This window comes from Halorientalis marina (genome assembly GCF_023028345.1).
GTDB lineage: Archaea > Halobacteriota > Halobacteria > Halobacteriales > Haloarculaceae > Halorientalis > Halorientalis marina.
In genome coordinates this window covers 2293574-2320137 of the sequence record NZ_CP095487.1, presented here as the reverse complement: position 1 = coordinate 2320137, position 26564 = coordinate 2293574, and the positions used below count along the sequence as shown (strand labels likewise).

Sequence of the window (26564 nt, the reverse complement as noted above, 5' to 3'; positions counted from 1 at the left end):
GAACGACGGAGCTTTTAGTTCACGAACCTGTCTGCGATGCCGGCGGCCACTGGCACGCGCGGCGTCTCGCCGTTGTACGCTTTGTACATGAGGTAGAGCCAGATCACGAGCGACCCGACGCCTACGACCAGCCAGACGACGAGGAGCACGAGCGACAGGAGCCCACCGACGATGGCGCCGCCGATGCCCCCGGTGAACGCGATGGCGCTCACGATGCCGCCGATAACGCTGAGCACGATAGTCGCGACGAACAGTCCGCCGAAGACGACCATGCTCTGTGCCGCGTGGAAGCGGACGAACGGCCGGTCGCCGTCGACGACGAAGAACAACACGCCGGTCAGGACGCCGAGCAGGTACGAGAGCGCCCCCGCGACGTTCTCGTCGAGGCCCGTCCCGGACTCACGGTCGGCCACTTCGGTCCCGCCGGGTTCGTCCGCAGCCACTCCCTCACCAGCGACGGTTTCGTTTGCCATGATTATCAGTAATACTAACGCCGCTATAGTATATAAGTATATCTAGGTGTTCGGCGGCGGTGGCGGGTACAGGCCCCATTCGTGAGTCCTTCGAGGCGTAGCGGTGGCCTCGGGTCCGCCCGTTCGACGGCCGAAACCGGAGGACTCTTTCCCGACACCGTCCGACCGTGGGGTATGCGAATCGCCGACCGACACCAGGTCGAGGGGGGCCGCGAGCGGATCACGGTGGTCCCGGAGACGCTCGACGACCTCTGGCACCTGACCTACATCATCGAACCCGGCGACGAGGTCGGCGGCGACACGACCCGCCGCATCCAGCGCAACGACGACCAGATGCGCGACACGGGCGGCGAGCGCGAGCACATGTACGTCACGCTCGCCGTCGACGACGTGGAGTTCGCCCGTTTCGCCAACCGCCTGCGAGTCGGCGGCGAGATCGTCGACTGCTCCCGCGAGGACCAACTGGGCCACCACCACACCATCAACGTCGAGGAGCGCGAGGAACTGGAGATCACGAAGCACTGGAAATCCGACCAGCTGGACCGTCTGAACGAGGCCGTCGAGGCGACCGAGAACGCCGACGTGGCCGTCGCGACAGTCGAGGAGGGGCAGGCCCACGTCCACACGGTCGCGCAGTTCGGGACCGAGGAACGCGCCTCGATCACCGCGCCGACGGGGAAAGGCGAGTACGCACGCCCTCGCGAGGAACTGTTCCAGGAGTTGACGGACGTGCTCTCGCGGCTCGACGTGGACGCGATCATCCTCGCCGGGCCGGGGTTCACGAAGCAGGACGCGCTGGACTACATCGCCGACGAGGCGCCCGACCTGCCCGAGATGATCACGACCGTCGATACGAGCGCGGTCGGGGACCGCGGCGTCCACGAGGTGCTCAAACGCGGCGCGGTCGACGAGGTCCAGGCCGAGACACGCATCGCCGAGGAGGCGGACCTGATCGACGAACTCATGGCCGAAATCGGCGGCGGCGAGAAGGCAGTCTACGGCCCGGACGCGGTCGCGGAGGCGGCGGACTTCGGCGCGGTCGAGCACCTGCTCGTCCTCGACCAGGCCCTGCGGCGGGAGCGGGGCGACGGCGATTGGGACGTCGACGTCGACGACATCGTCGAGACGACCGAGCAGAAAGGCGGCGAGGTGACGGTGTTCTCGAGCGAGTTTGACCCCGGGCGACAGCTGGCGAACCTCGGGGAGATCGCCGCGATCCTTCGGTATCGCCTGGAGTGACCGGTCGACGGCGACCCGGGAGCCACCACCAGTCAGTCGACTTTCCAGTTCGTTTCCTCCACAACCGTTTTGTTGTGGTACCGTTATAGTCAGGTAGTTGACTGACACTCCGATGTCTTTCGAGGAGCAACCGGACTTCGCCCGACAGGTCGCCGACCTCAACAAGTACGGACAGACGCTGAACAACTGCGAGTCCGTCGAGGAGGTCGTCTCCCTGTCCATCGAGGCGCTCCAGTACCTCTTCGAGTTCCCGTACGCCACGTTCGTCGAGGTCGTCGACGGCGACCTCCGCGTCGTCCACAGCACCTACCCCGGCGTCTCGCCGGACGACGAACCGGGGGCGGTCGCGCGGGAGGCCTACGAGGCCAAGGAGACCGTCATGCTCACCGGCGACGAGGCCGGCACCGACGACGAGATCGACGTGGGCGCGACGCTGGCTGTCCCGGCGACCATCGTCGACGAGGTCGTCGCGATCATCATCACCCGGACCGTCGAGGAGGCGACGTTCGGGGACGAGGTCGTCCGGCCACTGGAGATACTGGCCTCCCACGCCGCGACCGCGATCAGCAACATCCGCTCCCGGAAACGCCTGGAGCGTGCCCGGCAGGACCTCGCCAAGCGAAAGGAGATGGTCGAACTCTACGACCGACTGCTGCGCCACGACCTCGGGAACGACCTCCAGGTCGTGGCGGCGTTCGCCGGGGAGATCGGCAAACGCGTCGAGGGCGAACCCGCGGAGTACGCCGAGCGCATCGAGACGACCGCCCGGAGTTCGGCTGACCTCATCGAGCGCGTCGGCGACCTCGTCTCCACGCTCGAACAGCAGGACGAACCCGACGCCCGGTCGCTCCGCGCGATCCTCGACGACGTCGTCACGACCGCTCGGGAGCAGTACGAGCCCCTCACGGTCGAGTACGACCCCGAGGCCTTCGAGTACCGCGTCTTCGGCGGTGACCTCCTCGACTCGGTGTTCACGAACGTCATCTCGAACGCCGCCGTCCACAACGACGGCGAGGTGCACGTCCGCGTCTCGGTCACCGAAAGCACCGACCGCGTGACGGTCCACATCGCCGACGACGGGAGCGGTATCCCCGATGCCATCACGGACCGGCTCTTCGAGATGGGGGCGAAAGGCCCCGATAGCGACGGGACCGGGTTCGGGCTCGGGTTCGCGAAGGCACTCACCGAGTCCTACGGCGGCGATATCAGCGTGCAGGAAAGCGAGTACGGCGGCGCAGAATTTCGGATTTCGCTCGAACGAGTCTGAAAACCCGTTCCGGACGGGCGAGGTGAGTTACTCCAGGTCGAATCGGTCGAGCGTCATGACCTTGCTCCAGGCGTCGACGAAGTCCTGGACGAACTCCTCCTCGCCGTCCTCGGCCGCGTAGACCTCCGAGAGGGCGCGGAGCCGTGAGTTCGAGCCGAAGACGAGATCGAAGCGAGTCGCCTCCCACGCGACGTCGCCGGTCTCGCGGTCGTAGCCCTCGTAGACGGTCGTGTTCCCGTCCTCGCCGGCTTCCTCCCACTCGTACCCCATGTCGAGCACGTTCACGAAGAAGTCGTTGTCCAGCGAGTCCGGATCGTCGGTGAGGACGCCGCGGTCGGAGTCGCCGTAGGTCGCGCCGAGCGTGCGCAGGCCGCCGACCAGCGCCGTCATCTCGTCGGGCGTGAGGTCGAGGAGGTCGGCCCTGTCGACCAGTTGCTCCTCGGGCTTGCGGTCGAGTTCCGCGAACTCCTCGCCGACGTAGTTCCGGAAGCCGTCGGCTGTCGGCTTGAGCGCCTCGAAGGACTCCTCGTCGGTCCACTCTTCCTCGGCGTCGACGCGACCCGGCTCGAACGGCACGTCGACGTCGTAGCCGGCCTCCGCCGCGGCCTGCTCGACGGCCGCGTGACCGCCAAGGACGATGAGGTCGGCCAGCGAGACGGCCGTCCCGTCCGAGCGCGAGTCGTTGAACTCCGCCTTGATGTCTTCGAGGGTCGAGAGCACCGTCTCCAGTTCGGCGGGCTCGTTGACCTCCCAGCTACGCTGGGGCTCGAACCGGATGCGAGCGCCGTTGGCGCCGCCGCGTTTGTCGCTGTCGCGGTAGGTCGAGGCGGCGGCCCAGGCGGTCTTGACCAGCTGCTGGGTCGTCAGGTCCGAGTCCAGCAGTTCCGTTTTGAGCTGTTCGGCCGCGTCGTCACCGATAGGCTCGAAGTCCCGCTCCGGGAGGGGGTCCTGCCAGATCATCGTCTCCTCGGGGACTTCCGGGCCGAGGAACCGCTCGGGCGGCCCCATGTCACGGTGGATGAGCTTGTACCAGGCCTTCGAGAAGGCGTCGAGGAACTCCATCGGATCGTTCTGGAACTCCTCGATGATCTCCCGATAATCGGGGTCCTTCTTGAGGGCGACGTCCGTCGTCAGCATCATCGGCGTCTGTTCGCCCTCGGGGTCGTGGGCGGCCGGCGCGTTCTCGACTTCGTCCTCGTCCACGGGCGTCCACTGCCAGGCGCCGCCGGGACCCTTCTCCGGTTCCCACTCGTGGTTGAGCAGGTTGTCGAGGTAGGAGGTGTCCCACATCGTCGGCGTGGAGTTCCAGGGGCCCTCGATGCCGCTGGTGATGGTGTCGTCGCCCATGCCGGAGCCGTAGTCGCTCTCCCAGCCGAGGCCCATGTCCTCGATGGGGGCGGCCGCGGGCTCCGGGCCGACGTGTTCGTCGGGGTCGTCGGCGCCGTGGACCTTCCCGAACGTGTGTCCGCCGGCGATGAGTGCGGCGGTCTCCTTGTCGTTCATCGCCATGCGGCTGAACGACGTCCGGATACGTTCGGCCGACCACTCGGGGTCCGGTTCGCCTTCCGGGCCCTCGGGGTTCACGTAGATGAGCCCCATCACCGTCGCGCCGAGGTGGTCCATCAGGTCGTCGGTCTCGTCGAAGCGGTCCCAGGACTCCATCTCGTGTTCTGGGCCCCAGTCGACGGACTCGTCGGGCTGGAACGCGTCCTCGCGGCCGCCGGCGAAGCCGAACGTCTCGAAGCCCATCGACTCCATCGCCACGTTCCCGGCCAGGACGATCAGGTCGGCCCACGAGAGGTTCTTCCCGTACTTCTGCTTGATCGGCCAGAGGAGGCGGCGAGCCTTGTCGAGGTTGGCGTTGTCGGGCCAACTGCCGAGGGGCTCGAACCGCTGGGTGCCGCCGGCCGCGCCACCGCGGCCGTCCGTCGTCCGGTACGTGCCGGCACTGTGCCAGGCCATCCGAATAAAGAGCGGCCCGTAGTGTCCGTAGTCCGCCGGCCACCAGTCCTTCGATTCCGTCATCAGGTCTTCGAGGTCGGCTTTCACCTGCTCGAAGTCGAGCTCCTGGAACGCGTCCGCGTAGTCGAAGTCCTCGTCCATCGGCCCCGTCTTCTGGGCGTTCTGGTCGAGAGCCGATAGATCGAGCAACTCCGGCCACCAGTCTTGGTTGGATTTACTCATCATCGGATACTGTCGCTTTGGGATATTAGGGTTGTCGGAGTCGGTAGGGAATCTTCGCTTCCGACCAAGAAATCTATGTGACGTCTTAACTGCCCCGAATCATCGGTCCTGTGTGGACCACGACGATCCCGTCGCTCCCGACGCACTTACTCGATTTCGACCGACAGGCCGTCGCTGGCGAACCGTACGTCCCCGTCGTAGTGGTCGGCGATGGAGTCGAGCATCTCCTCGTGGACGCCTTCGGTGTGTGGGTAGAGGTGTGTGAGGTAGACCCGGCCGACGTCGGCGTCGGCTTCGGCGAGCGCCCGGCCGAGCGAGGCCGGTGTCGGGTGGTTCGACACGTCCACGCCGTCCGGGAACGAGCAGTCGTGAGCGAGGACGGCGGTCTCGTCGAAGAAGTCGATCAGTTCGGGGAACGCCTCGGAGTCGCCGCTGTAACCGACGGTCGGCGGGTCCTGCCCTCCGTCACCGTCCCCGGGATGCGTGAGCCGGTAGGCGAGACAGTCCATCGAGTGTCTGGTCGCCATCGAGTCCCCCTCGAAGCCCGCCAGCGAGAACGAACTGCCGGGGTCGAGTTCGCGGAGCGTCAGGTCGAGGCGGCCTCGCATATACTCGTGGACGTCGAGCAGGTCCTCGACGAGGTCGGCGGTCCCGGGCGGCCCGGCTATCGTCAGCGTCTCCTCGCCTGCGAGCCAGCGGGCCTTCAGCAGGACCAGCAGGTCGGAGACGTGGTCGAGGTGGTGATGTGTGAGGAGGACGGTGTCGACACCCTCGTAGCCGACGTTCGTTCGCTCGAGGGCGTGGAGGACGCCGCTGCCGCAGTCGACGAGGAGGCTGTCGCCGCCCGTATTGAGGAGGAGGCCGGTCTGGACGCGCTCGCCGGTCGGCATCGCGCTCCCGGTGCCGAGGAAAGTGACGTGCATACAGGCGAGCCGACCGCCGTGGCCTTCAACCCTCGGTCACCCGTTCACGTCGCGAGCATCCCCCGCGGTCGGAACCGACTTTGGGAACCCGCCCTAACGCGTGGTCAGCATGGGTGGACGAGACCTGCTCGCCGAGCAGGACGTGGCCTTCGACCCCGCCACGGTCGACATCGACGACGCCGACGTGCTCGACCGCCTGGAGCCGGTAGTACAGGAGTGGTGGGTCGAACAGTTCGGCGAGTTCGTCCCCGGCAACGACGGCTTCTTCACGCCGCCACAGAAGGAGGCCATCCCGCTCATCCACGAGGGGACGAACGCGCTCGTGGCGTCGCCGACCGGCAGCGGGAAGACGCTCTCGGCATTTACCGCCGTCATCGACGAGCTGTTCCGCCGGGACCGCGAGAACGGTCTCGACAACAGCGTCTACTGCCTCTACGTCTCGCCGCTGAAGTCGCTGGCAAACGACATCCACCGGAACCTGGAGGTACCACTGGAGGGCATCACGGGGAAACTGGCCGACCGCGGCGAGGACGTGGAGCTCAGACACGCGATCCGCCACGGCGACACGAGCGACAGCGAGCGCCAGCGGATGCTCGACGAGACACCACATATCCTCAACACGACGCCGGAGACGCTCGCGATCCTCCTGAACTCCCCGAAATTCAAGGAGAAGCTCCGGACCGTCGAGTACGTCGTCGTCGACGAGATTCACAGTCTCGCGGCGAACAAGCGCGGGACTCACCTCTCGGTGTCGCTAGAGCGGCTGGAGGCGATGGCCGAGACCTCGCCGACCCGCATCGGCTGTTCGGCGACGGTCGAACCGCTCGATACGATGGCGGAGTTCCTCGTCGGCCGCGCGGAGCCGGGCGGCCCGCCGCGGGAGTACGAACTCGTCGACACGCGGTTCGTCCGGGAGTTCGACATCGAACTGGCCTGTCCGACGGACGACCTCATCAACACGCCGCGGGACCTCGTGAACGACCGCTTCTACGACCAGCTCCACTCGCTGGTGGGCGAGCACACCAACACGCTCGTGTTCACGAACACCCGGTCGGGCGCCGAGCGCGTCCTGCAGAACCTCCGGGAGCGCTACGACGGCTACGACGAGGACAACTCCGGCTGTCACCACGGGAGCCTCGCGAAAGACGAGCGCCAACGAATCGAGGAAGGGCTGAAGGAGGGGTCGCTGGACGTGGTGACGACCTCGACGAGTCTCGAACTGGGCATCGACATGCCTCATATCGACCTCGTGGTGCAGGTGGGGTCGCCCAAATCCGTCGCGTCGCTGCTGCAGCGCGTCGGCCGCGCGGGCCACCAGCTCGGCGAGACCGTCACGGGCCGCGTGATCGCGCTCGACCGGGACGAACTCGTCGAGTGTGCGGTGATGCTCAAGAAGGCCGAGGAGGGGTTCGTCGACCGCGTGTTCGTCCCGGAGAACGCCCAGGACGTGGCCGCCCAGCACGTCTACGGCATGGCGATCAACGCCGTGCGACCCGAATCCGAAGTCCGCGGCATCCTCCGGCGGGCCTACCCCTACCGGAACTACGACGACGACTGGGAGCAGTTGTTGCGATACCTCACCGCCGACTACGAGGGCCTGGAAGACAAGAACGTCTACGCGAAGGTCTGGCGTGATACGAACGACCCGCCGGACGGCGAGCACCACTACCCGGACTTTTCGGTCGGCGCGGACCTCCTCGGCAAGCGGGGCCGCCTCGCCCGGGTCATCTACATGACGAACATCGGCACCATCCCGGACTCGTTCACTTGCGACGTGATCACCCGGAGCGGCGACGAGTGGGTGGGGAACCTCGACGAGGAGTACCTCGACACGCTCGAACCGGGCGACGTGTTCGTCCTCGGCGGCTCGAACTTCGCGTTCCGGTACCGGCGGGGCTCGAAGGTGTACGTCGACCGGACGAGCGCGCGCCCGACGGTCCCCTCGTGGTTCTCGGAGCGCCTGCCGCTGTCCTACGACCTCGGGCGGGAGATACTGGCCTTCCAGCGGGACCTCCTCGACCGCTTCGATGCTGGCGGCCCGCCGGCGGTCCGGGCCTGGCTCCGGGAGTTGCCGCTGGACGACGACAGCGTGCGGGCGGTCACGCGGATGTTCACCGAGCAGATACGCTTCGCCGGCCCGGAGAGCGTCAGCACTGACGAGCGGCTGGTCGTCGAGGAGGAGCTGGACCGCGGCGAGTACGAACGCAGATACTACGTTCACTCGAACTACGGGCGGCGGTTCAACGACGGCTTCTCGCGGCTCCTGGCCTACCGCGTGGCACAGGAAGCGAACGCCAACGTCGGGGTGGCTGTCGCGGACCACGGCTTCACGCTCTCGATGCCGCTCAACCGGAAGGTCGACCTCGTCGGCGTCGTCGAGGATATCGACCCGTCGGCCGTCCGAGCGGACCTCAGGGCGTCACTGTCCGGGACTGACCTCCTCAAGCGGTACTTCCGCATCAACGCCACGCGGGCGCTGATGATCCTCAAACGCTACAAGGGGACCGAGAAGTCCGCGAGTCAACAACAGGTCTCGAGCGATATGCTGCTCGGGTTCGCCGAGGGCCTCGACGACTTCGCGGTCATCGAGGAGACCTACCGGGAACTCCTCGAGGACAAACTCAACGTCGGCGGCATCGAGTCGGTACTCTCGAAGGTCGAGACGGGCGACGTCACGGTGACGGCCCGCCGCGTCGAGACACCCTCGCCGCGCGCGTTCGGACTCGCGACGCTGATGGCGAGCGACGTGGTCCTCGCCGAGGACGAGAGCCGTGTCCTTCAGGAGTTCCACGAGCGCGTCCTCGACGAAATCGAGGACGAGGACGGCGCGGGCCCGGTCGTCTCCGGTAGCTGATTCGACGATTGCCGATCACTTACCAGTTTGTCGTTACATCGAACGCTAAACCCTCGAAACGAGCTGCTCGAAGCGTGGAAACGACGTTTTCGAGGCCGATAACGGGCCGGGAGACATATATTCGTCAATCGTCTACATCCGCCGAGCGGAACAGGCATGACACTCAGCAGTGGACTCAGACGGTTGGCGGACGTGGTCGACGAGCTAGAGCGGGCGGACGTCGAGGTACGGGACGCGACTATCGACTCCGACTCGGCTGGTGACCGAGTGGACGCGACGGTCGAACTCTCGATCGCGGTCGAACCGGCAGTACAGGGCACGGACATCACGGTCGACGGGACGCTCGAGGACCCAGAGGGGAGCGTTCCCGACCCCGACGGATCGGCGGAGGACGAGGCTGGCGCTGCCGATACGGGGACGGGATCGACCGACGTCGAACCCGCGCCGGACTCGGAACCGGCGGCGGTATCGGACGCCGAGACGAACGATGACGGCGTGGTCGAATGTCCCGAACCCGACTGTGCGGCGACCTTCGAGAGCGAACCGGGGATGAAGGTCCACCGGACGAAGGTCCACCGGAGCGCAGCCGAGAACGGCGAGGACGGCCCGCCGGCTTACAGGGATCCCGAGCAACTGACGAGCGTCTACGAGTCGGAGGACACGTTCCCGGCGATGCGGGACGCGCTCGACGCGGACGTGTCCGCACAGACCGTTCGCAGGCACATGATTCGCCACGGGATTCACGACCCCGTGACCGGGGAGGCGTCGGCCGACGAGTCCGCGGACGAGGAAACGCCGTCGGTCCTGACCGACGGGGCTGCCCTCCAGGACCTCGTCCCCGCCGATCTGTCGCTCCCGGACGACCTCCGACTGGGCGACCTTCGGGACTGCGTCGAGACGGCGGACACTCTCTACGACGTGCAACAACGGTTCGACCTCGACCGCGAATCGGCCCGGGAACTGCTCGCCGCCTTCGACCTGCTCGAACTCGTCCACGGCCGCGTCGCGACCAAACACGAGCGCGACCAGTCCAAAGACGAGATCGACCGCCGCATCCGAGCGAACATCGCCGACGCCCCCTCCGCCTGAGCTACGAACGTCGTTGGCCCGACAGGTTCTTTCAGTTACTATCGTTAAGGAAATCAGCGTCGGACGTTAGTTTCGTACATATTAAACCGGAACGAAGGGGTAGATTGATATGTTCTCACATACCGTATATCATCGAACGCAATGCCACGCGAGGAATCGGCGGACGGCCGGTACGTCGGTCGCGAGACCGGTGACGGCGACGTCGTCATCTACGATTCACGGAACGAGCAGGCCTGGATTCAGTCGGACACGACCGTCGACATGGACTGAGCGGGCCGGTCCTGCGCCACCGAAGCCACCCCTTTCTCCCTCTCACGGCTCGACGAGGAGCGTATCGAGCGCCTCGGGGACGACCAGCACGTCGCTGCCCGGCTCCACGGCCTCGGAGACCGTCGGCGCGGCGTCCATCTGACACTCCTCGACGACCTCGGGATGGTCGCTGTTCGTAACGGTGATTCCGTACTCGCGGAGGACGCGCGCGACGACGAAGGCCCGCTGTGCGCCGGGTTCGTAGCCCGCTCGCATCTCCTCGTAGAGCGTTTCCGTGTCGGTCGCTGTCGACAACCGCTCGTAGAAGCGCCGTTCGCCCGCCCCCTCACCGGCGCCCTCCGGCAGGCGAGCGGGGACGACGATGTCGCCGCCCGGCGCGAGCGGGTCCCGGTCTCCCAGCGCGACGTAGGTCGCGGCCCGCGTCGATTGGTAGAGGTTGGCATCTTTCGGCGCGCCGACGCCCGCGACCACGGTGTCGTACTCCCGGTCGACGGGCACGGAGAGCGCGTCGCGGGCCGTCGCCGCGAGGTCGCGGACGACGACGCGGGGCTGACCCGCGCTCGCACCGAAAAACCCCGCCGGGCCGTGGGTGACGTTGAGACAGAAGTCCAGTCCGACCTCGTCGCCGGCGCGGTCGACCGCGTCGCGGAAGGGGTTGCCGTCGACGCGGCCCAGCCTGACGCCCTCCCGGGACAGCATCTCGGGGCCGTGCGTGTAGCGGATCAGCGGCTCGCCGCCCGCGCCGATGGCGACCGTCTTCGCCCCGCCGGAAAAGCCCGCGTACTGGTGGGGTTCGACCATCCCCGTCGAGACGACGAGGTCGGCGTCGGCCACCCGCTCGTGGACCAGGACGGGGGTCCCGTCGACCCGACCGACCTCGACGGTCTCCTCGGGGTCGTGGTTCCGGGCGAGGTCGGCGTGCTCGCCGAGTCCCGCCGCGATTTCGTCGTCGGTCATCGGCCGGTGGAGGCCCAGCCCCAGCAGTACCGTCACCTGCTCGCGGGGGACGCCGGCGCGTTCGAGATCGGCCAGCAGGGCGTCGAGGAGCACGTCGTCCGGCGTCGCGCGGGTCACGTCGGTGACGACGACCGTCACGAGGTCGTCGGGGTCGGCGAGTTCGGCCAGCGCGGGACCGTGTGGGTCCGCGACCGCGCGCTCGGCCGCCGCGCCGACGTCGACGGACTCCCCACCAGGCGGTTCGGCCACCGTCACGTCGCAGTCGGGGAGCGAGACCGCGATCCGGTCGTCCCCGAGCGGGAGTTCGACCATGTGCCTCTTTCGGCCGCGCCCCGGGAGAGCGTATCGGTCCTGGGTCAAACGGATGTTTGAACCTCCGGAAGCCGTTCAAATCCCCGTCTCGAACCCATTGGCGAGATGGGACGATACGCGTTCACCCTCCTCGCCGTGGCGCTGTGTCTCGGTGCCGGCTGTCTGTCCGGCCCGCCCGCGACGGCGCCGCCCGGTGACAGGACGACCGAGGTCCGGACGACGACCGCCCCGACGACCACCGAACCGACCACGACGGCGGCACCGACGCCGGACCCGCTCGTGATGGACGAGATCGTCGAGGTGCAGTCCGACAGCGACGAGCCACACGAGGTCTCCGTCGCCGTCCTCGACCTGAACGACGGCTCGGCCGTTCGGACCGTGAACGAAACGCTCGAACCGGACGCGGAGTTCGACGTCCCGCGCGAGCGACCGAACGCGGAACACCGCCGGGTCGTCGTCCGCGTCGACGGGACCGTGGTCTTCGACCGGACCGTCTACACGGCCGAACAGTACTGGGTCACCGTCCACTCGGCGACGAACGCCTCCGTCAGCATGGCCGTCGCCTAGCCCGTTGCGTTGGCCCACGTCCGGTCGACCGAGTCGGTCATGAACCGATTACACTCGGCGTCGAGTGGACTCGTCACCGAGGAGGAACAGCCGTCGACCGCGCCGTTCTGGAGCCAGAGGATGCGCGTGCCGTGTGCGTCGGGCAGGAACCCCTCCGGCGATCCGCCGCTCGTCTCGACCTCGATCCGGTAGAGGACACCTGTCTCACAGCTCTCGTTCGCCGGGCCGTCGGCGTGGGACTCGACGTGGACCCGGAACGTGCTCAGGTCCGTCCCTGCGGGTGAGGTCCGCTCGACCCGCGCCGAGAGGTCGGCGTCGGTCCGGGCTGTTTCGACGAACGTGACCTTCTCGTAGTTGCCGCCGGTGAGAGAGGTCGACCCACGGGTCGCGATCTCGTCCGCACAGCCCGTCTCGATGCGTTCGAGGTTCGTCACGCTGGCTTCGGTCGGACCGGTGTGGTCGGAGAAGCCGGGGAGGTCGTTGACCGACGGCTGGGCGAGGCCGACGAACGCGGCCGCGATCACGACGAGTGCGAGTCCGACACGTCTGGAGGGGGTGGCGAAGGGGACCATACTCGCCGCTCGCGTCGCCACCCTGAAAAACTCACCGTGCCCACTCGACCATCCGGTCGTAGACGGGATCGGTCCCGAGCGCGTCCGCGTCACCGACGAGGACGAGCGACTTCTTCGCCCGCGTGAGCGCGACGTTGATCCGCCGGTAGTCCTCGAAGATGGGGCCGTCGAGGTCTTCCGTGGCGACGAACGAGACGACGATGACCTCCTTCGAGGAGCCCTGGAAGCGGTCGACGGTGTCGACGGTCACGCCGTCGGGTGCTCGTGAGCCGATCTCTGCGACCTGTGCGCGGTACGGGGCGATGACGCCGACGTCCTCGGGAGCGACCCCTGCGTCGAGGTACGACTGGACGGTCTCGACGACGGCCGCCGCTTCTTCGGGGTTCGTGTTGCCGTGGGCAGTCCCGTCGGGGTCGACGAACGCCACCGAGTCCCGGAGGTGAGCGGGGAGGGCGTCGAGCGTCACGCCGCCGAGGTCGTCGATCCGCTGCCCCGCGACCGCCGCCGTCGCCGGCCGCAATTGGCCGTCGTAGAACTCCCGGGACGCGAACGCCTGGATGCGCTGGGCCATCCGGTACTGGCGGTCGAGCATCACCGACGCTTCTGGGTGGTCGTCGATGAGGCGCTCGAACAGCGAGCGCGTGAGGTCGGCGGTCGCGTCGTCGTCCGGGTCCGCCTCCGCCTGGACGACCGGCGGGAGTTGCTGGTGGTCGCCGACGAGCACGAATCGGTCGGCGATATTGAGGGCGCCCAGCGTCCCCGGTTCGGTGAGCTGGCCCGCCTCGTCGACGATGGCAACGTCGAACTCCTGTTCGCGCATCACCGTCGACCCACAGGAGGCCGTCGTCGCCGCCACCACAGGCGTCTCCCGCAGTTCCGTCGCGAGTTCGTCCGGGTCGCCCCGTTCCGCCAGCCTGGCGTCGAGCATATCCGAGCGAACGCCCGTCTCGGTCCCGACCCGCAGGAAGTCCTCGAACCCCTGCTCGCGGAGGGCTTCGAGCGCGTTGTCGACAGCCCGATTGGTGAACGCCGTCAGGAGGACGCGCTCGCCCCGCTCGACCAGCGCCCGCACCGTCCGGGCGAGCGTGTAGGTCTTCCCCGTCCCGGGGGGGCCGTGAATCAGCGCGAAGTCCTCCGCACGAGTCGCTAGCGATACGGCCTCGTTCTGGGCGTCGTTGTTGTCGATGTAGACCGTGTCGTCCGTCCCGAACGCAGGGTCCCGCCGACCGAACAGCACGTCCTTCTGCTCCGGGGGCTGTTTGAGCACGGCGTCGTGGAGCGCGGTGAGCATCCGGTCGGCGCCGATCTCGGAGGGGTACACGTCCAGCCGCCGGAGGTCGACCGGCTCGTCCGACGTGACGACGATCTCGTCGCCTAACTGCTGTACGCGGGCCAGCTCCGCCGTCCCTCGGACCGGGTGGCCGTCGCTGGCGAGTACCACGTCACCCTCTCGTATCTTCGAGACGGCGCCGGTGCCGCGTGCCCGCAGTTCCCAGCGGCCCCCCTCGATCTGCTGGTGGCCGAGCGGTTCGAGGTCGATCAGCGCGCGGTCGTCGTTCGCCCGCTCCCGGCCGCTCTGTCGCCAGAGCTTCGCGTACTCGCGGTGGATCGCCCGCCGTTCGGCCTCGATGGCGCGGTAGAAGCGGTCGAAGTACTCGCGTTCCGCCTCGGGAACCGGACTGCCGACCTGTCCGGCCTTGGACTCCTGGTCGAGTCGCCCGGAGACGGCCATGCAGGTGTCCTGCTCGAAACAGTACTCGCACTTGGCGTCGGCCTCGTAGCCCGTCGGGACGCCCGAATCGAACTCCATCGCGGCGATTTCGTTGCGCTGGCGCAGGACGTACGCGAGGAAGCCGCCGCCGATGGAGAAGTCCTTGGCCGGCGAGAGGTCGCCGGTCTCCTCGGTCCGCTCGACGGCCGCGTTCTTGGTGTACAGCAGGGTCCCCGTGTCCGGCGGCGTATCGCCGTGTTCCCCGAGGACGAGGGCGTAACACGCCGCCTGCACTTTATCGTGGAAGCGGGGCTCTCGCTTCGTGTTCTTCCCGGTCTTGAGTTCGACCGGCGACCCGCGGCGGACGGCGTCGGCGCGGCCCTTGATTCCGTAGGTCTCGGAGACGAGCGTCTGCTCGGAGCGCCAGTCGCTCTCCGCGGGGCCGAAGTCCTCTTCCGAACTGTTCGCGGCTGCAGCCGCTCCGTCGCCTTCGGTCAGCGTCCCCTGGTTCAACCAGCCCTCGATGGCGCTGGCGTTCGCCCGCACCTCCTCGGCCACCTCGTCGGGATCGCGGCCGAGAATCCCGAGTTCGAGGCCGGCTTCGGCCACCTGGTCCGCGACGGCCTCGTCCAGGTCCCGGCCCCGCAGGAGGTCACCGAAGACCTCGTGGACGATGGTCCCCTTCACGACGGGGTATGCCAGCGGCACCCCGCCGAGTTTGTTGAGGTAGTACATCCGCGGGCACTGCACCCACGACCGCACGTCGGTCACGTCCACGAGGAAATCGGGTTCGACGACGACCATAGACTCGCGCTGGGTCGAGTACTGCACCTCCCCGCGGAACTCGTCGCGCTCGGGGTCGGTGACGAGCAGTTCCATCCCCGGTTCGAGCACGGCTGCCGTCTCGGTCCACTTCCCCCACAGCGTCACGGTCACGGGGTCGCCACGTCCCTCGTCGGGCCGCATACTGACCTCCGCCAGGTCGGTCTGCCCGTTGCTCGTCTCGACCGTCCGCTGGTCGTCCACGTCGACGACCGGGCCGCGCAAATGCACACCCACTCGCAGACGCGCCGGCGGAAAAACGCTGTCGGTGCCCGCGGACGTCGCCGGGTCGTGCTGTCGCTCTCACTCCCCCAGCGACGCTGGGTCCCTGAACGTGTCGTCGACCGGTGGCGCGCCGATTGCGAGCACGACCCCGCGGTCGTCGCCGACGTATTCGTGCCCGTGTCCGACCTCCGGTCCCGCCGCGTAGACGGTCCCCGGTCCGACTCGCTTCGTCTCCGTCTCCTCGGGTGGGCCGAGCGTCAGTTCGAACTCCCCTTCGAGGATGTAGAACACTTCTTCCTGTTCGAGGTGGGCGTGGTACGCCGTGCGGTCGCCGGGCTCGTAGTACCAGACGTTGAGGTGGGACTCCTCCAGCCCGAGCGCGGCGGTGAGCTGTTTGTGACCCTGTGGGAACTCGTCGAGGGCGTTCATGTCGATCGTTTCCACCTCGGCCACGTCGACGACCTCGTACTCCATAGGGACCGCTCGTGAGCCGTGCACAAAACTGTCGGTCCCGCGGCAACGCCGCGACTACCGTCCGTCCAGCCCGATCCGTCGACAACGCTTTCTCCGCCCGGCCCCGACGCCTCGACGACATGACCGACGGGGTCGAACGGAGCGACGGCACACTCGCTCGGTACAAGCGACCGCTCCTGTACGTGATGGGGCCACTCTACGTGGTTGCCGGTGTGTTGCACTTCCTCGTCCCGGAGACCTACGCCGGCGTCGTTCCGCCCGCGTTCCCCGAGCCAATCGCGCTCGCGTACCTCTCCGGGCTGGCGGAGATCGCGCTCGGTCTGGGCGTCCTCGTCCCGCGCACGCGTCGCCTGTCGGCCTGGGGCCTCGTTGCACTCCTGCTCGCTATCTTTCCGGCGAACGTCTACATGGCGACCAGTGACGTCGTCGTCGGCCAGGTAACCGGATCGACACGGGTGCTCGCCAGCCTGGCTGTCTGGGCACGTCTCCCGCTCCAGGCGGTCTTGGTCCTCTGGGCGTGGTGGTACACGCGTCCGGTGGAGGGGTCCGGGTGAGCGTGACCACCCACTACGTGGCAGGTACCATAGCCCTGTCACGATCGCCGGCGCGAGCCAACTAGCTTATACCGCGTGGGTTTCCATGGCCGGACACATGCGAACGAACGTGCTTCGCGCTGCCCTCCTCGCCGCCCTCCTCGTGCTCGCCGGCTGCAACGGGGGCGGCGGAACCACGACCACGGCGCCACAGCAGACGCTCGCGTCCGACCAGTCTCCCGAGCCCACCACCGACACCGGCGGGACGGCGACCCCGCCGGGTTCCGCCGGGTCGAGCGGCGTCGACCCGCGGACCGCCCAGGACCGGCGGTTCCTCGAACTCGCCGAGGCAAACGACGTGCCGGTCAGGGTCGCGGCTACCCGAAACGGGACGTTCAACGTCGTCTACGAGGTCCAGAACGACGGGTCGGGTGTGAGTCGCCGCGGATTCCGCGTCGCGCAGGCGTACGCGACGCTGGTCAACGACACCTGGCACTCGAACGCGTCGTGGAACGCGACCGCGATGGAGGCGACGGCGGTCACCGAGGACGGCACCCCGGTGTCGAGCTACCGGATGCCGGCCTACTGGGGCTACCGCCTCCGGACACAGGAGGTGTTCACCGACTCCTGGCTCGGGACCCGACTCGACGGTGCGAGCGCCCGCGTGTACGCGAACGGATCCATCGCGAACATCAGCGACAACCTCACCCAGTTCGGAGCGGGCCTCGGTAGCGTCCAGAACGGGACCGTCACGCAACTCACGCGCCGTGGCGGGACGGTCTTCGTGACCCTGGAGACCGAAACCGAGAACCGGACGCTGCTGGAGCAGCGGTTCGCGCGAACCGTCGTGACCTACGGTGCCTTCGCCTACCGCGACTGGGACCCGGAGCGGGTCGAACTGGAAGTGGTCCGTCCCGACGGCGACACCTACGGCTGGTACCACATCAAGCGCATCCGCGCGCTCAACGCCTACCGCAACCAGGCGACCCAGCCGATCATCTTCGCGCGCGAGACGTTCGAGCCGGAGAACGACGCCCTCGACGGTCGGAACGCCTCCGGCTGAGTACCGACACGTTCTTTCCGCTCCCACACCAATCGCTGTATAGCATGCGCGTCAGGGACTGGCAGGACATCCTCGAAGACGTCGTCGAGAGCGACGCGGACCCCGCCGGCTGGCGCGCGGTCGGCGGCGACCGCGCGAACGGGATCGGCGAGGACCTCTACATCGGCCACCCGAAGGCGGGGGTCTTCCAGCTGAAGACCTACGCAAAGAACCCCTTCCAGGTGGAGGGCGTCGGGGGCCAGGTCGCCCGCAAAATCGACGACGACCTCGACTCCCTCTTCCCCGAGGACGGGGACGGCCACTTCGGCGTCCAGTCGCCGGTGCCCGAGGACGAGGCCGAGGACACGGCCCGCGAACTCGGCGAGGTCGTGCAGGCCCACGCCGACGCACCGACGAGTCCGGACGACCTGTTCGAGGACGTGATGGAGACGCTGGACAGCCCCGCGTACGGGCCGGCGGAGATCGACCTGTACGACCGCCCGGAGCAGGTCGACGACCTCTCCGACACGTTCGAGGAGGCCGAGGAACTGCTGGACGCGGAGCTCGACGACCTCGTCGACGAGAGCGTCGACCGCGGCTTCCAGTGAGCAGCGCCGCCCGACGCGACCGGGGTGACGACGAACCGCATTCGGTAAGTTCCCCGGGAGCGTCCGGCCGCGTATGGACGCCGAGGCGACGATTCGGGAGTACTACGCCGCGCTCCGTGCCGGCGAGCCCCTCGCCCCCTTCTTCGCCCCCGATGCGGGCGTGAAGTTTGGGGTTTCCGAACGGCTCGTCGGGGCCGAGGAGATCGCGGCCGGGCTCCGAGCACAGACCGAGACGACCAGCGACTGGCGCGTCGAGAGCGACGCGCTGCGCGTGACGGCGCGGGACTGCCACGCCTGGTTCGCGGACGAGGTCCGGTTGGCCTGGACCGACACCGAGCGCGACCGCCGACTGGAGTTCGACACGCGCTGGAGCGGCACGCTCGAAGCCCGCGGCGCCGGGAGCGGCCAGGAATCGACGACGGAAAACCGCACGCCCGACCCCAGATTCGTCGGGATGCACGTCAGCACCGCACGGGCCATCTGATGGTCGGCCCGATCTCCGACGAGGAGCGCTCCTCGTTCGCGTTCCGCGTGAAAGTCGGCATCACCGTGCTGATCGGTGTTTCGGCGGGCCTGATCACGCTTCAGGGCGACCCGTCGCTCCCCATCATCGCCGGCGCGGTCGTCGGCGGCCTCGTGGTCGGCGGCCTCCTCGTCTGGTACCTCTTCCCCGAAGGGACCGCGATGACCGGGAACCAGGGCGGCCGCCGTCGCTGAGCGGTCCGTCTCTCGACGGCGCTACTGCACCCGCGCGAGCCACTGCTTCGGGTCGTCGAGTTCGGCGTCGGTCGGGAGGTTCTCCGGGCGGTCCCAGACGGCGCCTGCGGCCTCGACGCCGCGCTCCGCGGCGACGGCCTCGAAGAACTCCTTGCCGCGTTCGTACTGGCGGCGCTTCATCCCGAGGCCGAGCAGTCGCCGGACGAGTTTGGCGACCGGCCCCCGTCCGCTCCGGCGTTCGTCGAGCTTCCGGCGCAGGTCGGCGTACTCCCCGTCGAAGGCCTCGTCCATGAGTAACTCGGCGTAACCCTCGACCGCGGTCATCGTGGTGTCGAGGCTCGCGAGCGCGTCACGGTCGAGCCGACCGTCCGTCAGCGCGGCGATGGCCGTCTCCAGATCCGATTCGAGTTCGTCGGCGAGCCACGGCGCGGCGCCGAACTCGGCTGCGTGGGTCACCTCGTGGAAGGCGATCCAGCGGCGGAAGCGCGGCTCCTCGACGTTCAGCATCCCGGCCACCTTGCCGATGTTGGGGTGGACGAAGTAGAGCGCGTGGTCGTCGGTGTCGGCGAGCAAGAGCGGGTCGTACTGCCCGAGGACGTTGTTCCCGAGGAAGGCGAGCGCCAGCGACATCGAGCCGGTGTTGGCGACGCGGGCCAGCCCCGGCATGAGGCCGACCTGCTCCTCGAGGGGCGCCATAACCCGGCCGAAGGTGTCGATGTTAGCGTCGATCCAGTGGTGTCGGTTCTGTATCTCGACGGTCTCGGGCACGTCGAACTCGACGCCAGCGACTTCGCGGACGCGAGCGCGAGCGTCGCGAACGTCGGAAGCGTAGCCCTCCCGTTGTGCCGCCGAGAGGTCGAGGTCGCCCGGTTCCGTCGACGCTTTGGCGGCCTCGGCGACCGCGGTCCAGTCGACTGGGCCGTCCCCGGACGCCCCCGTCACTGCCCGCATACTGCGATAGAGACCCATACAGGTCGGAGGCGGGCGCCGCTCAAATGTCTTCTCCCTATTCGCCCACGTCTATCTCGGCGATCTCGGGTTCCTCGTCCTCGGCGACGGCTGTCTCGTCGCCGCCGCCACCGACGACGCGTCGCGCGACGACCGCCGCCACCGCGAGCGCCACGACGAGCAGGAGGAGTTTCCCGACGCTCGGCCCTGGTCGGCCGCCCGACGCCGCGGTCTCCTCCTCCGCGGCCGCACCCGACGGCGCGTCGCTCGTTTCGGTCGGTGGCTCGCTCTCGTCGTCCTCTTCGCTATCGCGCCCCAGCAGGCTCGCCAGCCCGCTCAGCGGCGCGTTCGCGATGGCTTCGGCGTTCGCGTCGAACGATGCGTCATCGACGTGGACCTCGAACAGCGTTATTTCGACCATGCAACAGCTTCGGCGCCCCGGTGTTTAGTGGTTCGGGGGAACGGACCCGGTACCGACGCCGACCCGTCTTCGCGGCACGGGACCACCTTCATGTCGCTGCCGCCGGACACTCCGGCATGGACGAGCGCGCACGAGAATTTCTGACCGAGTTGCTCGAAACGCAGGCACCGACGGGCTTCGAGGCGGCCGCCCAGCGGGTCTGGGTCGACTACGTGGCGTCGTTCGCCGACGAGGTCCGGACGGACGCCTACGGCAACGCCGTCGCGGTCCACGAGGGGGGCGACACGGAGGTCGCGGTGGTTGGTCACGGCGACGAGATCGGGTTCGTCGTCCGCCGTATCGACGACGACGGCTACCTCCACCTCGCGCGGGCCGGCGGCACCGACCGGACGGTCTCGCGGGGCCAGCACGTCACCGTCCTCGGCGACGAGGGGCCGGTCCACGGCGTCATCGGACAGACCGCCATCCACCTCCGGGACGGGGACGAGGACGAGGTCGCGGAGATCAGCGAACAGTACGTCGATATCGGGGTCGACGACCGGGACGCGGCTGCCGCCCTCGTGGACTTCGGCGACCCGATCGCGGTCGCGAGTACGGTCCACGACCTCCAGGGCTCGCGGCTGACGGGGCGAGCGATGGACAATCGGACGGGCGTCTGGACGGCCGCGGAGACGCTCCGCCGCGCGGCCGAGCGGGACGTCGACGCGACGGTGTACGCCGTGAGTACCGTCCAGGAGGAGGTCGGCGCGAACGGCGCGCAGATGGTGGGCTTCGACCTGGACCCGGACGCCGCCGTGGTGGTCGACGTGACTCACGCGACGGACACGCCCGGCCTGCCGGGGAAGATGGACACGGGCGTCGAACTCGGCGGCGGGCCGTCCGTGCGGCGCGGGCGCCCCGACCACCCCGAACTGGTCGCGGCGCTCCGGGCGGCGGCCGACGAGGGCGACATCGACGTCCAGATGGAGGCCGCGAGCAACAGCACGCTGACGGACGCGAACGCCATCTTCGTCCAGCAGGGCGGCATCCCCTCGGTCAACGTCGGGGTGCCGACGCGGTATATGCACACGCCGGTCGAGGTAATCGACACCGAGGACCTGACCGCGGGCGTCGACCTCGTGACGACGTTCGCGGACGGAGCGGCCGACCTGGCGCCGTTCGAGGTGTCGCTGTAGGTCTTAGCCCTGGCCCCGTCCCCCGAACCAGTCCGGGATCGCGAGACTGGAGCGGTACGTTTATAGGTGCGTCGATAGCTCTTTCGCCTATGACTGGACGACCGCTCGACGTGCTGGAGGAATCGCTCGGCGACGTGGTGACGGTGCAGTTGAAAGGCGGCGAAGTCTACGAGGGGGAACTCAGCGGCTACGACCAGCATATGAACCTGGTCATCGACGAGGGGGAAGACACAACGATTATACGCGGCGACAACGTCGTCTCGATTAGTCCATGACTGGCGCAGGAACTCCGAGCCAGGGCAAGAAGAACACGACCACCCACGTACCGTGTCGACGGTGCGGCGAGAAATCCTACCACACGAAAAAGAAGGTCTGCTCTTCGTGTGGCTTCGGGAAATCGGCGAAGCGTCGTGACTACGCCTGGCAGGACAAGGCCGGCGAATAGAATGCAAGAGAAGTGCGGCGTCGTCGGAATCTCTCTGGAGGACCGAGCCGCCGCCCGACCTCTCTACTACTCCCTTTATGCCCTCCAGCACCGCGGCCAGGAATCGGCCGGGATCGTCACCCACGATGGCTTCCAGCAACACTCCCACGTGGGGATGGGGCTCGTCGGTGACGCCTTCGGTCCCGAGGACCTCCAGCAGTTGAACGGCACGCAGGGCATCGGGCACGTCCGCTATCCGACCGCCGGCAGCGTCAACGCCCCCTGTGCACAGCCGTTCTCCGTGTCGTTCAAGAGCGGTTCGCTCGGCCTGAGCCACAACGGTAACCTCGTCAACGCCGACGAGGTGGGCGATCAGCTCGCGAATCTCGGCCACGCGTTCACTTCGGACGGCGACACGGAGGTCATCGCGCACGACCTGGCGCGGAACCTCCTCGAAGAGGACCTCGTGCGCGCGGTCAAACGCACGATGTCGCGCATCCACGGATCGTACTCGCTGACGATCATGCACGACGACACCGTGCTCGGCGTGCGCGACCCCGAGGGCAATCGGCCGCTCTGTATCGGCGAACTCGAAGACGGCTACGCCCTGGCCTCCGAATCGGCGGCCATCGACACGCTGGACGGCGAACTTATTCGGGACGTAAAGCCCGGCGAACTCGTCGTTCTCCACGCCGACGGGACCGGCTACGACACCTACCAGCTCGTCCAGGCCGAGAACACGGCCCACTGTTTCTTCGAGCACGTCTACTTCGCGCGGCCGGACTCGATCATCAACGAGGAACTCGTCTACGAGGTCCGGCGGGAACTCGGCCGACAGCTCTGGGACGAGAGCGGCATCGACAGTGACGTGGTGATGCCCGTTCCCGACTCCGGCCGGTCGTTCGCTTCGGGCTACGCCGAGGCGGCCAACGAGGACCCCAACGCCGACGGCGTGGAGTTCGCCGAGGGGCTGATGAAAAATCGGTACGTCGGCCGGACGTTCATCATGCCGACCCAGGACGAGCGCGAGCGGGCCGTCCGGATGAAGCTCAATCCCATCAAATCGACCGTCGAGGGCAAGACGGTCACGCTGATCGACGACTCCATCGTCCGCGGGACCACCTCGACCCAGCTCGTCGAGCTGATGCGCGACGCCGGCGCCGAGGCAGTTCACGTCCGGATCGGCGCACCACAGATTATCGCCCCGTGCTACATGGGGATCGACATGGCCTCCCGTGACGAACTGATCGCCGCCGACCGGAGCGTCGAGGAGATACGCGACGAGATCGAGGCCGACAGCCTCTCCTATCTCTCCATCGACGCCGTCGCGGCGGCCCTGAACCAGTCCAAGGCCGACCTCTGTCTCGGCTGTGTGACCGGCGAGTACCCCTACGACATCGAGGGCGAGACCACCGACCGCGAGGTGGACCGCCCGTCTATCGGCGACCCACAGCTCGCCGACGACTGAGCGCCCCCGTTTTCAGAAGAGCACGTACAGTAGCAGGTAGACGACGGTGCCGAGCGCGAAGGAGACGAGCCACAGCGCCGCGGCGACGCGGCCGATCCGGGGGTGGAGCGACTCCCGTATCTCGGCGACGGGACGGGTGAGCGCGACCAACAGGACGTAGTACAGAAGCGGGATGCAGACGATGGCGAGCAGAACGTGGACGACGAGCAGCGGGACGTAGACGAACTGATCGATTACGGCGGGGCCCTCGAAGGGGGTCGGCCCCTTCACCGCGACCTTGTAGAGATAGAGGACGAGAAAGCCGGCGAAGAGGCCGAGCGTGGTGAGCATGGCCCGGCGGTGGCGGGCCACGTTCCCGCGGCGGATCGCACGGACGCCGAGGACGATGGTGCCGATGGCGGTGACGCTGAGGACGGCGTTGACGTGGGGGATGGCGGCGAACACCCAGTCGGGCGCGTCGGGGAGGGCGGCGGCTGGAATGAGGTTCAGCGCCGCGCCGAACACGAGCGCGAGCGACACGACGGACAACAGGCCGGTCAGTTCCGGCACACGGTCCCGCGCCTGCAGTTGCATACTCGACGGTCGGGACTGGACGGATATGTTCGTTGCGTCATCGGTGCGACGGTACGGGAGATGGGAAATGACAGTCGGACGACGGCCGTTGGTCAGGGGTCGGGTCGACTGCCGAGCGTGAGCTGGACGGTGGTGCGGGAGCCGTCGCGGATCACCTCGACGGGAATGGTGTCGCCGGGGCTGGTCGAGAGCGCGAGGTACGTCGAGAGGACCTGCTGGGAGCGGATCGGCTCGCCGCCCATGCGGACGACCACGTCGCCGCCGACCGGTGCCTCGGTACCGTTGATGCGCTCCGTCCCGGTCGAGCCCTGGAGGACGCCGTCGGCGGGGCCGTCGTCGACGATCTCGTCCATGTAGACGCCACGTGCGTTCGAGAGGTCGTTCGCCTCGGCGATCAGCGGTGTCACGTCCGTCAGTCGAACACCCATGTAGGCGTGTTCGTACTCGCCGTCGCTGATGAGCGCGGGCACGACCCGGCGCATCAGCGCGGCCGAGATGGCGAAGCCGATGTTGTCCCCGGACCCGGAGTTGATGATGCCGGCGACGCGGCCGTCGAGGGTCATCAGCGGGCCGCCGCTGTTGCCGGGGTTGACCGCGGCGTCGGTCTGGATGGCGTCGGGGATGGAGAAGTTGTTGGCCGCCGGAAGGGTTCGGTCGACGCCGCTGACGATGCCCGAGGAGATCGACCCGGAGAGCCCCAGGGGGTTGCCGATGGCGACGACCTCCTGGCCGATGGCGACCTCGCCCTCGATAAGCTCGAGCGGCGTCGCGCGACTCGGTTTCTCGTCGATTTGCACCACTGCGAGGTCGCTGTAGACGTCCTTACCGACGACGTCGGCGGCTTGCCAGCTCCCGTCGGTGAACCGGACCTGCACCTCGCTGGCGTCGGCGACGACGTGTTCGTTCGTCACGATATGCTGGCCGTCGTAGACGAACCCGGACCCCTGTCCGCTCCGACCCCCCTCGGTGAAGACGCGGACGAGGACGACCGAGTCGATGGTGTCCCTGTACACGTCGGCGTACACGGACGGCGACTCCGGCGTGGAGTTGACGAGGTCCGTTCGCCCCTCGGGCCCGCTGTTCGGCGCGTTACAGCCGGCTACCCCGGCCGCCAGGCCCGCAGCGGCGAGGAATCGACGACGTGTCGGCCGCTCGAATCCCATACGAACCCCTACGGTTGCGGGAATAAATGGCCGACGGTATCACCGAGCTATCGACCGGACTCTGCATCGCGTCGCCACTCGTGGAAGTGAGGAAAGGTAAAGGGGTGGGGGTGGGGTGGGGGTATGGCACCGCTGTGCCAGCGATTAGAATGTGCGACTGGTGGTATAAAAAAGTACCCTTCGAATTATCAATTTAGATATTTGGATACCTCGCACACTCGACTCGTCTCGCTCGTCGTCGGTGCCAATGCCGAGTGGCCTTTCTTCACGACCGGGTTCGGTCGATAGTTACCTCCGGGAGAGAGGATGCGGACTGAGTGGCGGGGAACGCCCCCAACCTATTTCTTTGCTTACGGTCAACGTTGCGGTAACGATGGTTCGCGATACAGTTGTGTTGCCGGGGGCCACTCCGGGCGGGGTGAGGGATGAGTAGTGAATCGCCGGTGGTACTCGTCGTCGACGACAATCGAGCTATCGCGAACACGTACACTGCCTTTCTCTCCGACGAGTACACCGTGCGGACGGCCTACGACGGGAAGGAGGCGCTGGCGGAACTCGATCCATCGGTGGACGTGGTGCTACTCGACCGACGGATGCCGGAAGTCTCCGGCGACGCGGTGCTCGAAGAGATCGAGTCCCGGCAACTCGACTGTCGCGTCGTGATGCTCACCGCCGTCGATCCCGATTTCGACATCATCGATATGGGGTTCGACGAGTACCTCGTCAAACCTATCGAACGGGAGGAACTCAACGAAGTCGTCAGGGAGATGCTGGAACGGGCCACCTACGACGACGACTTCCGCCGCTTTCTCGCCCTGGTCTCGAAGAAAGCCACCCTCGAAGCGGAGAAATCCAGCGCCGAACTCGAAGCGAGCGACGAGTACGCCCGCATCCGCGACCGGATCGACGAACGCCGCGAACAGGTGGGCATCGACCTCTCCGAACTGGAGAACGACTTCGCTGCTGTCTCCGGCAGCGTCCGCCTCTCCGACAACGGCGGCGGTGACCAGGACATCCCCGACATTCCCGGTGCCGACGACGGCGAGAGCTGAGCGGTTCCGGGTGACTCTCTCCGGACTGCCAGTCGATCCCGTCACCCGATACCGGCGTCACGCGGACAGACGCTACTCGACCGGTGAGAGTTCCACGCGACCGTTCTCCTGTACGGTCACCGCGTATCCGGCGTACTCGAACGTCAGGCACCACTGTTCGTCCGCCGGGAACGAGTCCACCGTCCGGTCCAGGGCGTCGGGATCGACGGTCTCCGCCAGCGGAACCATTTCTATCGGATCGGTATCAGAAACCGTCGCCACGGCCCGGATGACGGTTTCGGCGAGCGATTCCTCGGGGTCGCGGTGGGTATAGTGTGTCTCGGCGGACGCGTCGTACTCGACGGCGATGTACCTGCGCTCCGTGCCCCTGTCCCGACTCGCCGTCATCGTGGTTCACCCCGTCCCATCGGCACGCGCGATGGCTCAGACCGAATGGGCCACGTTCCACGCCCCGCTGGAACGCTCTCCCGCCGACCGCTGAATCCGGACTGGGTGGCTGAC

The 26564-nt window shown here is 67.6% G+C and carries 28 protein-coding genes; 16 read left to right on the top strand and 12 right to left on the bottom strand.

Annotation, left to right across the window (positions count from 1 at the left end; translation table 11 throughout):
• Positions 1-14: 14 nt before the first annotated feature.
• Positions 15-473, bottom strand: coding sequence for a DUF4870 domain-containing protein (locus tag MUG96_RS11790; RefSeq protein ID WP_246982968.1), 459 nt, complete (start codon positions 471-473; stop codon positions 15-17).
• A gap of 174 nt (positions 474-647) precedes the next feature.
• Between MUG96_RS11790 and MUG96_RS11785 the strand changes: the two genes are divergently transcribed.
• Both MUG96_RS11785 and MUG96_RS11780 read left to right on the top strand, forming a co-directional pair.
• Complete coding sequence (locus MUG96_RS11785; RefSeq protein WP_246982964.1) at positions 648-1712, top strand: mRNA surveillance protein pelota; 1065 nt, start codon at positions 648-650, stop codon at positions 1710-1712.
• 112 nt (positions 1713-1824) lie between these two features.
• Positions 1825-2979 carry a sensor histidine kinase gene (locus MUG96_RS11780; RefSeq protein ID WP_246982962.1) on the top strand — a complete coding sequence of 385 codons (1155 nt, stop codon included), beginning with the start codon at positions 1825-1827 and terminating at the stop codon, positions 2977-2979.
• Between the two features lie 27 nt (positions 2980-3006).
• Here MUG96_RS11780 and katG read toward each other — a convergent pair whose 3' ends face one another.
• Both katG and MUG96_RS11770 read right to left on the bottom strand, forming a co-directional pair.
• Entirely contained in the window at positions 3007-5163 is a 2157-nt protein-coding gene (katG, locus tag MUG96_RS11775; RefSeq protein WP_246982955.1) for a catalase/peroxidase HPI, read from the bottom strand.
• A 146-nt stretch (positions 5164-5309) separates the two neighbouring features.
• Entirely contained in the window at positions 5310-6086 is a 777-nt protein-coding gene (locus tag MUG96_RS11770; RefSeq protein ID WP_246982949.1) for an MBL fold metallo-hydrolase, read from the bottom strand.
• A gap of 109 nt (positions 6087-6195) precedes the next feature.
• Between MUG96_RS11770 and MUG96_RS11765 the strand changes: the two genes are divergently transcribed.
• The 3 genes from MUG96_RS11765 (at position 6196) to MUG96_RS24160 (ending at position 10299) form a co-directional block, all read left to right on the top strand.
• Positions 6196-8940, top strand: a complete 2745-nt coding sequence (locus MUG96_RS11765; protein ID WP_246982947.1) for an ATP-dependent helicase — start codon at positions 6196-6198, stop codon at positions 8938-8940.
• A 156-nt stretch (positions 8941-9096) separates the two neighbouring features.
• Entirely contained in the window at positions 9097-10029 is a 933-nt protein-coding gene (locus MUG96_RS11760; RefSeq protein ID WP_246982945.1) for a DUF8073 domain-containing protein, read from the top strand.
• Between the two features lie 141 nt (positions 10030-10170).
• Complete coding sequence (locus MUG96_RS24160) at positions 10171-10299, top strand: DUF7331 family protein (protein WP_256465381.1); 129 nt, start codon at positions 10171-10173, stop codon at positions 10297-10299.
• Positions 10300-10341: 42 nt separating this feature from the next.
• On the opposite strand, the gene MUG96_RS11755 is transcribed toward MUG96_RS24160, so the two are convergent.
• Entirely contained in the window at positions 10342-11568 is a 1227-nt protein-coding gene (locus MUG96_RS11755) for a lactate racemase domain-containing protein (protein WP_246982942.1), read from the bottom strand.
• 105 nt (positions 11569-11673) lie between these two features.
• Here MUG96_RS11755 and MUG96_RS11750 point away from each other — a divergent pair, with 105 nt between their 5' ends.
• On the top strand, positions 11674-12135 hold the full coding sequence (locus tag MUG96_RS11750) for a hypothetical protein (protein ID WP_246982936.1): 462 nt from the start codon (positions 11674-11676) through the stop codon (positions 12133-12135).
• Here the strand turns inward: MUG96_RS11750 and MUG96_RS11745 are convergent.
• From MUG96_RS11745 to MUG96_RS11735, 3 genes are all read right to left on the bottom strand, one after another.
• Positions 12132-12707, bottom strand: coding sequence for a hypothetical protein (locus MUG96_RS11745; RefSeq protein WP_246982935.1), 576 nt, complete (start codon positions 12705-12707; stop codon positions 12132-12134). The genes MUG96_RS11750 and MUG96_RS11745 overlap by 4 nt on opposite strands.
• A 31-nt stretch (positions 12708-12738) precedes the next feature.
• Complete coding sequence (locus tag MUG96_RS11740) at positions 12739-15471, bottom strand: AAA domain-containing protein (RefSeq protein ID WP_246982934.1); 2733 nt, start codon at positions 15469-15471, stop codon at positions 12739-12741.
• Between the two features lie 72 nt (positions 15472-15543).
• Positions 15544-15939: a cupin domain-containing protein gene (locus MUG96_RS11735; protein WP_246982933.1), complete on the bottom strand. Its 396-nt coding sequence runs from the start codon at positions 15937-15939 to the stop codon at positions 15544-15546.
• A 119-nt stretch (positions 15940-16058) separates the two neighbouring features.
• Here MUG96_RS11735 and MUG96_RS11730 point away from each other — a divergent pair, with 119 nt between their 5' ends.
• The 5 genes from MUG96_RS11730 to MUG96_RS11710 all read left to right on the top strand — a co-directional run bounded on the left by MUG96_RS11730 (position 16059) and on the right by MUG96_RS11710 (position 18839).
• Positions 16059-16493 carry a DoxX family protein gene (locus MUG96_RS11730; protein ID WP_246982932.1) on the top strand — a complete coding sequence of 145 codons (435 nt, stop codon included), beginning with the start codon at positions 16059-16061 and terminating at the stop codon, positions 16491-16493.
• Between the two features lie 97 nt (positions 16494-16590).
• Positions 16591-17535, top strand: coding sequence for a DUF8159 domain-containing protein (locus tag MUG96_RS11725; RefSeq protein ID WP_246982926.1), 945 nt, complete (start codon positions 16591-16593; stop codon positions 17533-17535).
• A gap of 44 nt (positions 17536-17579) precedes the next feature.
• Positions 17580-18122, top strand: a complete 543-nt coding sequence (locus tag MUG96_RS11720) for a hypothetical protein (RefSeq protein WP_246982924.1) — start codon at positions 17580-17582, stop codon at positions 18120-18122.
• A gap of 73 nt (positions 18123-18195) precedes the next feature.
• Complete coding sequence (locus tag MUG96_RS11715) at positions 18196-18606, top strand: nuclear transport factor 2 family protein (RefSeq protein WP_246982923.1); 411 nt, start codon at positions 18196-18198, stop codon at positions 18604-18606.
• Positions 18606-18839 carry a DUF8527 family protein gene (locus MUG96_RS11710; protein WP_246982922.1) on the top strand — a complete coding sequence of 78 codons (234 nt, stop codon included), beginning with the start codon at positions 18606-18608 and terminating at the stop codon, positions 18837-18839. The genes MUG96_RS11715 and MUG96_RS11710 overlap by 1 nt, the downstream gene beginning before the upstream one ends.
• Positions 18840-18860: 21 nt before the next feature.
• Here MUG96_RS11710 and MUG96_RS11705 read toward each other — a convergent pair whose 3' ends face one another.
• Positions 18861-19808 (bottom strand): Rv3626c family coenzyme F420 biosynthesis-associated protein, encoded by a 948-nt coding sequence (locus MUG96_RS11705; RefSeq protein ID WP_246982921.1) that lies wholly within the window; start codon positions 19806-19808, stop codon positions 18861-18863.
• Between the two features lie 37 nt (positions 19809-19845).
• On the bottom strand, positions 19846-20208 hold the full coding sequence (locus MUG96_RS11700; protein ID WP_246982920.1) for a hypothetical protein: 363 nt from the start codon (positions 20206-20208) through the stop codon (positions 19846-19848).
• Between the two features lie 116 nt (positions 20209-20324).
• Here MUG96_RS11700 and MUG96_RS11695 point away from each other — a divergent pair, with 116 nt between their 5' ends.
• The 4 genes from MUG96_RS11695 to purF all read left to right on the top strand — a co-directional run bounded on the left by MUG96_RS11695 (position 20325) and on the right by purF (position 23275).
• Entirely contained in the window at positions 20325-21383 is a 1059-nt protein-coding gene (locus MUG96_RS11695) for a M20/M25/M40 family metallo-hydrolase (protein WP_246982918.1), read from the top strand.
• 89 nt (positions 21384-21472) lie between these two features.
• Positions 21473-21658 (top strand): LSM domain-containing protein, encoded by a 186-nt coding sequence (locus MUG96_RS11690; protein ID WP_246982908.1) that lies wholly within the window; start codon positions 21473-21475, stop codon positions 21656-21658.
• Complete coding sequence (locus MUG96_RS11685) at positions 21655-21828, top strand: 50S ribosomal protein L37e (protein ID WP_246982907.1); 174 nt, start codon at positions 21655-21657, stop codon at positions 21826-21828. The genes MUG96_RS11690 and MUG96_RS11685 overlap by 4 nt, the downstream gene beginning before the upstream one ends.
• Position 21829: 1 nt before the next feature.
• Positions 21830-23275: an amidophosphoribosyltransferase gene (gene purF, locus MUG96_RS11680; protein ID WP_246982906.1), complete on the top strand. Its 1446-nt coding sequence runs from the start codon at positions 21830-21832 to the stop codon at positions 23273-23275.
• A 12-nt stretch (positions 23276-23287) separates the two neighbouring features.
• On the opposite strand, the gene MUG96_RS11675 is transcribed toward purF, so the two are convergent.
• Together MUG96_RS11675 and MUG96_RS11670 are read right to left on the bottom strand one after the other, a co-directional pair.
• Complete coding sequence (locus tag MUG96_RS11675) at positions 23288-23848, bottom strand: DUF420 domain-containing protein (protein ID WP_246982899.1); 561 nt, start codon at positions 23846-23848, stop codon at positions 23288-23290.
• Positions 23849-23940: 92 nt separating this feature from the next.
• Complete coding sequence (locus tag MUG96_RS11670) at positions 23941-25011, bottom strand: S1C family serine protease (protein WP_246982898.1); 1071 nt, start codon at positions 25009-25011, stop codon at positions 23941-23943.
• A gap of 425 nt (positions 25012-25436) precedes the next feature.
• Between MUG96_RS11670 and MUG96_RS11665 the strand changes: the two genes are divergently transcribed.
• Positions 25437-26063 carry a response regulator gene (locus MUG96_RS11665; RefSeq protein ID WP_246982896.1) on the top strand — a complete coding sequence of 209 codons (627 nt, stop codon included), beginning with the start codon at positions 25437-25439 and terminating at the stop codon, positions 26061-26063.
• Between the two features lie 72 nt (positions 26064-26135).
• Here MUG96_RS11665 and MUG96_RS11660 read toward each other — a convergent pair whose 3' ends face one another.
• The gene (locus MUG96_RS11660) at positions 26136-26450 is read right to left on the bottom strand and encodes a HalOD1 output domain-containing protein (protein WP_246982894.1); all 315 of its coding nucleotides are present in this window, start codon (positions 26448-26450) and stop codon (positions 26136-26138) included.
• Positions 26451-26564 lie beyond the last annotated feature (114 nt).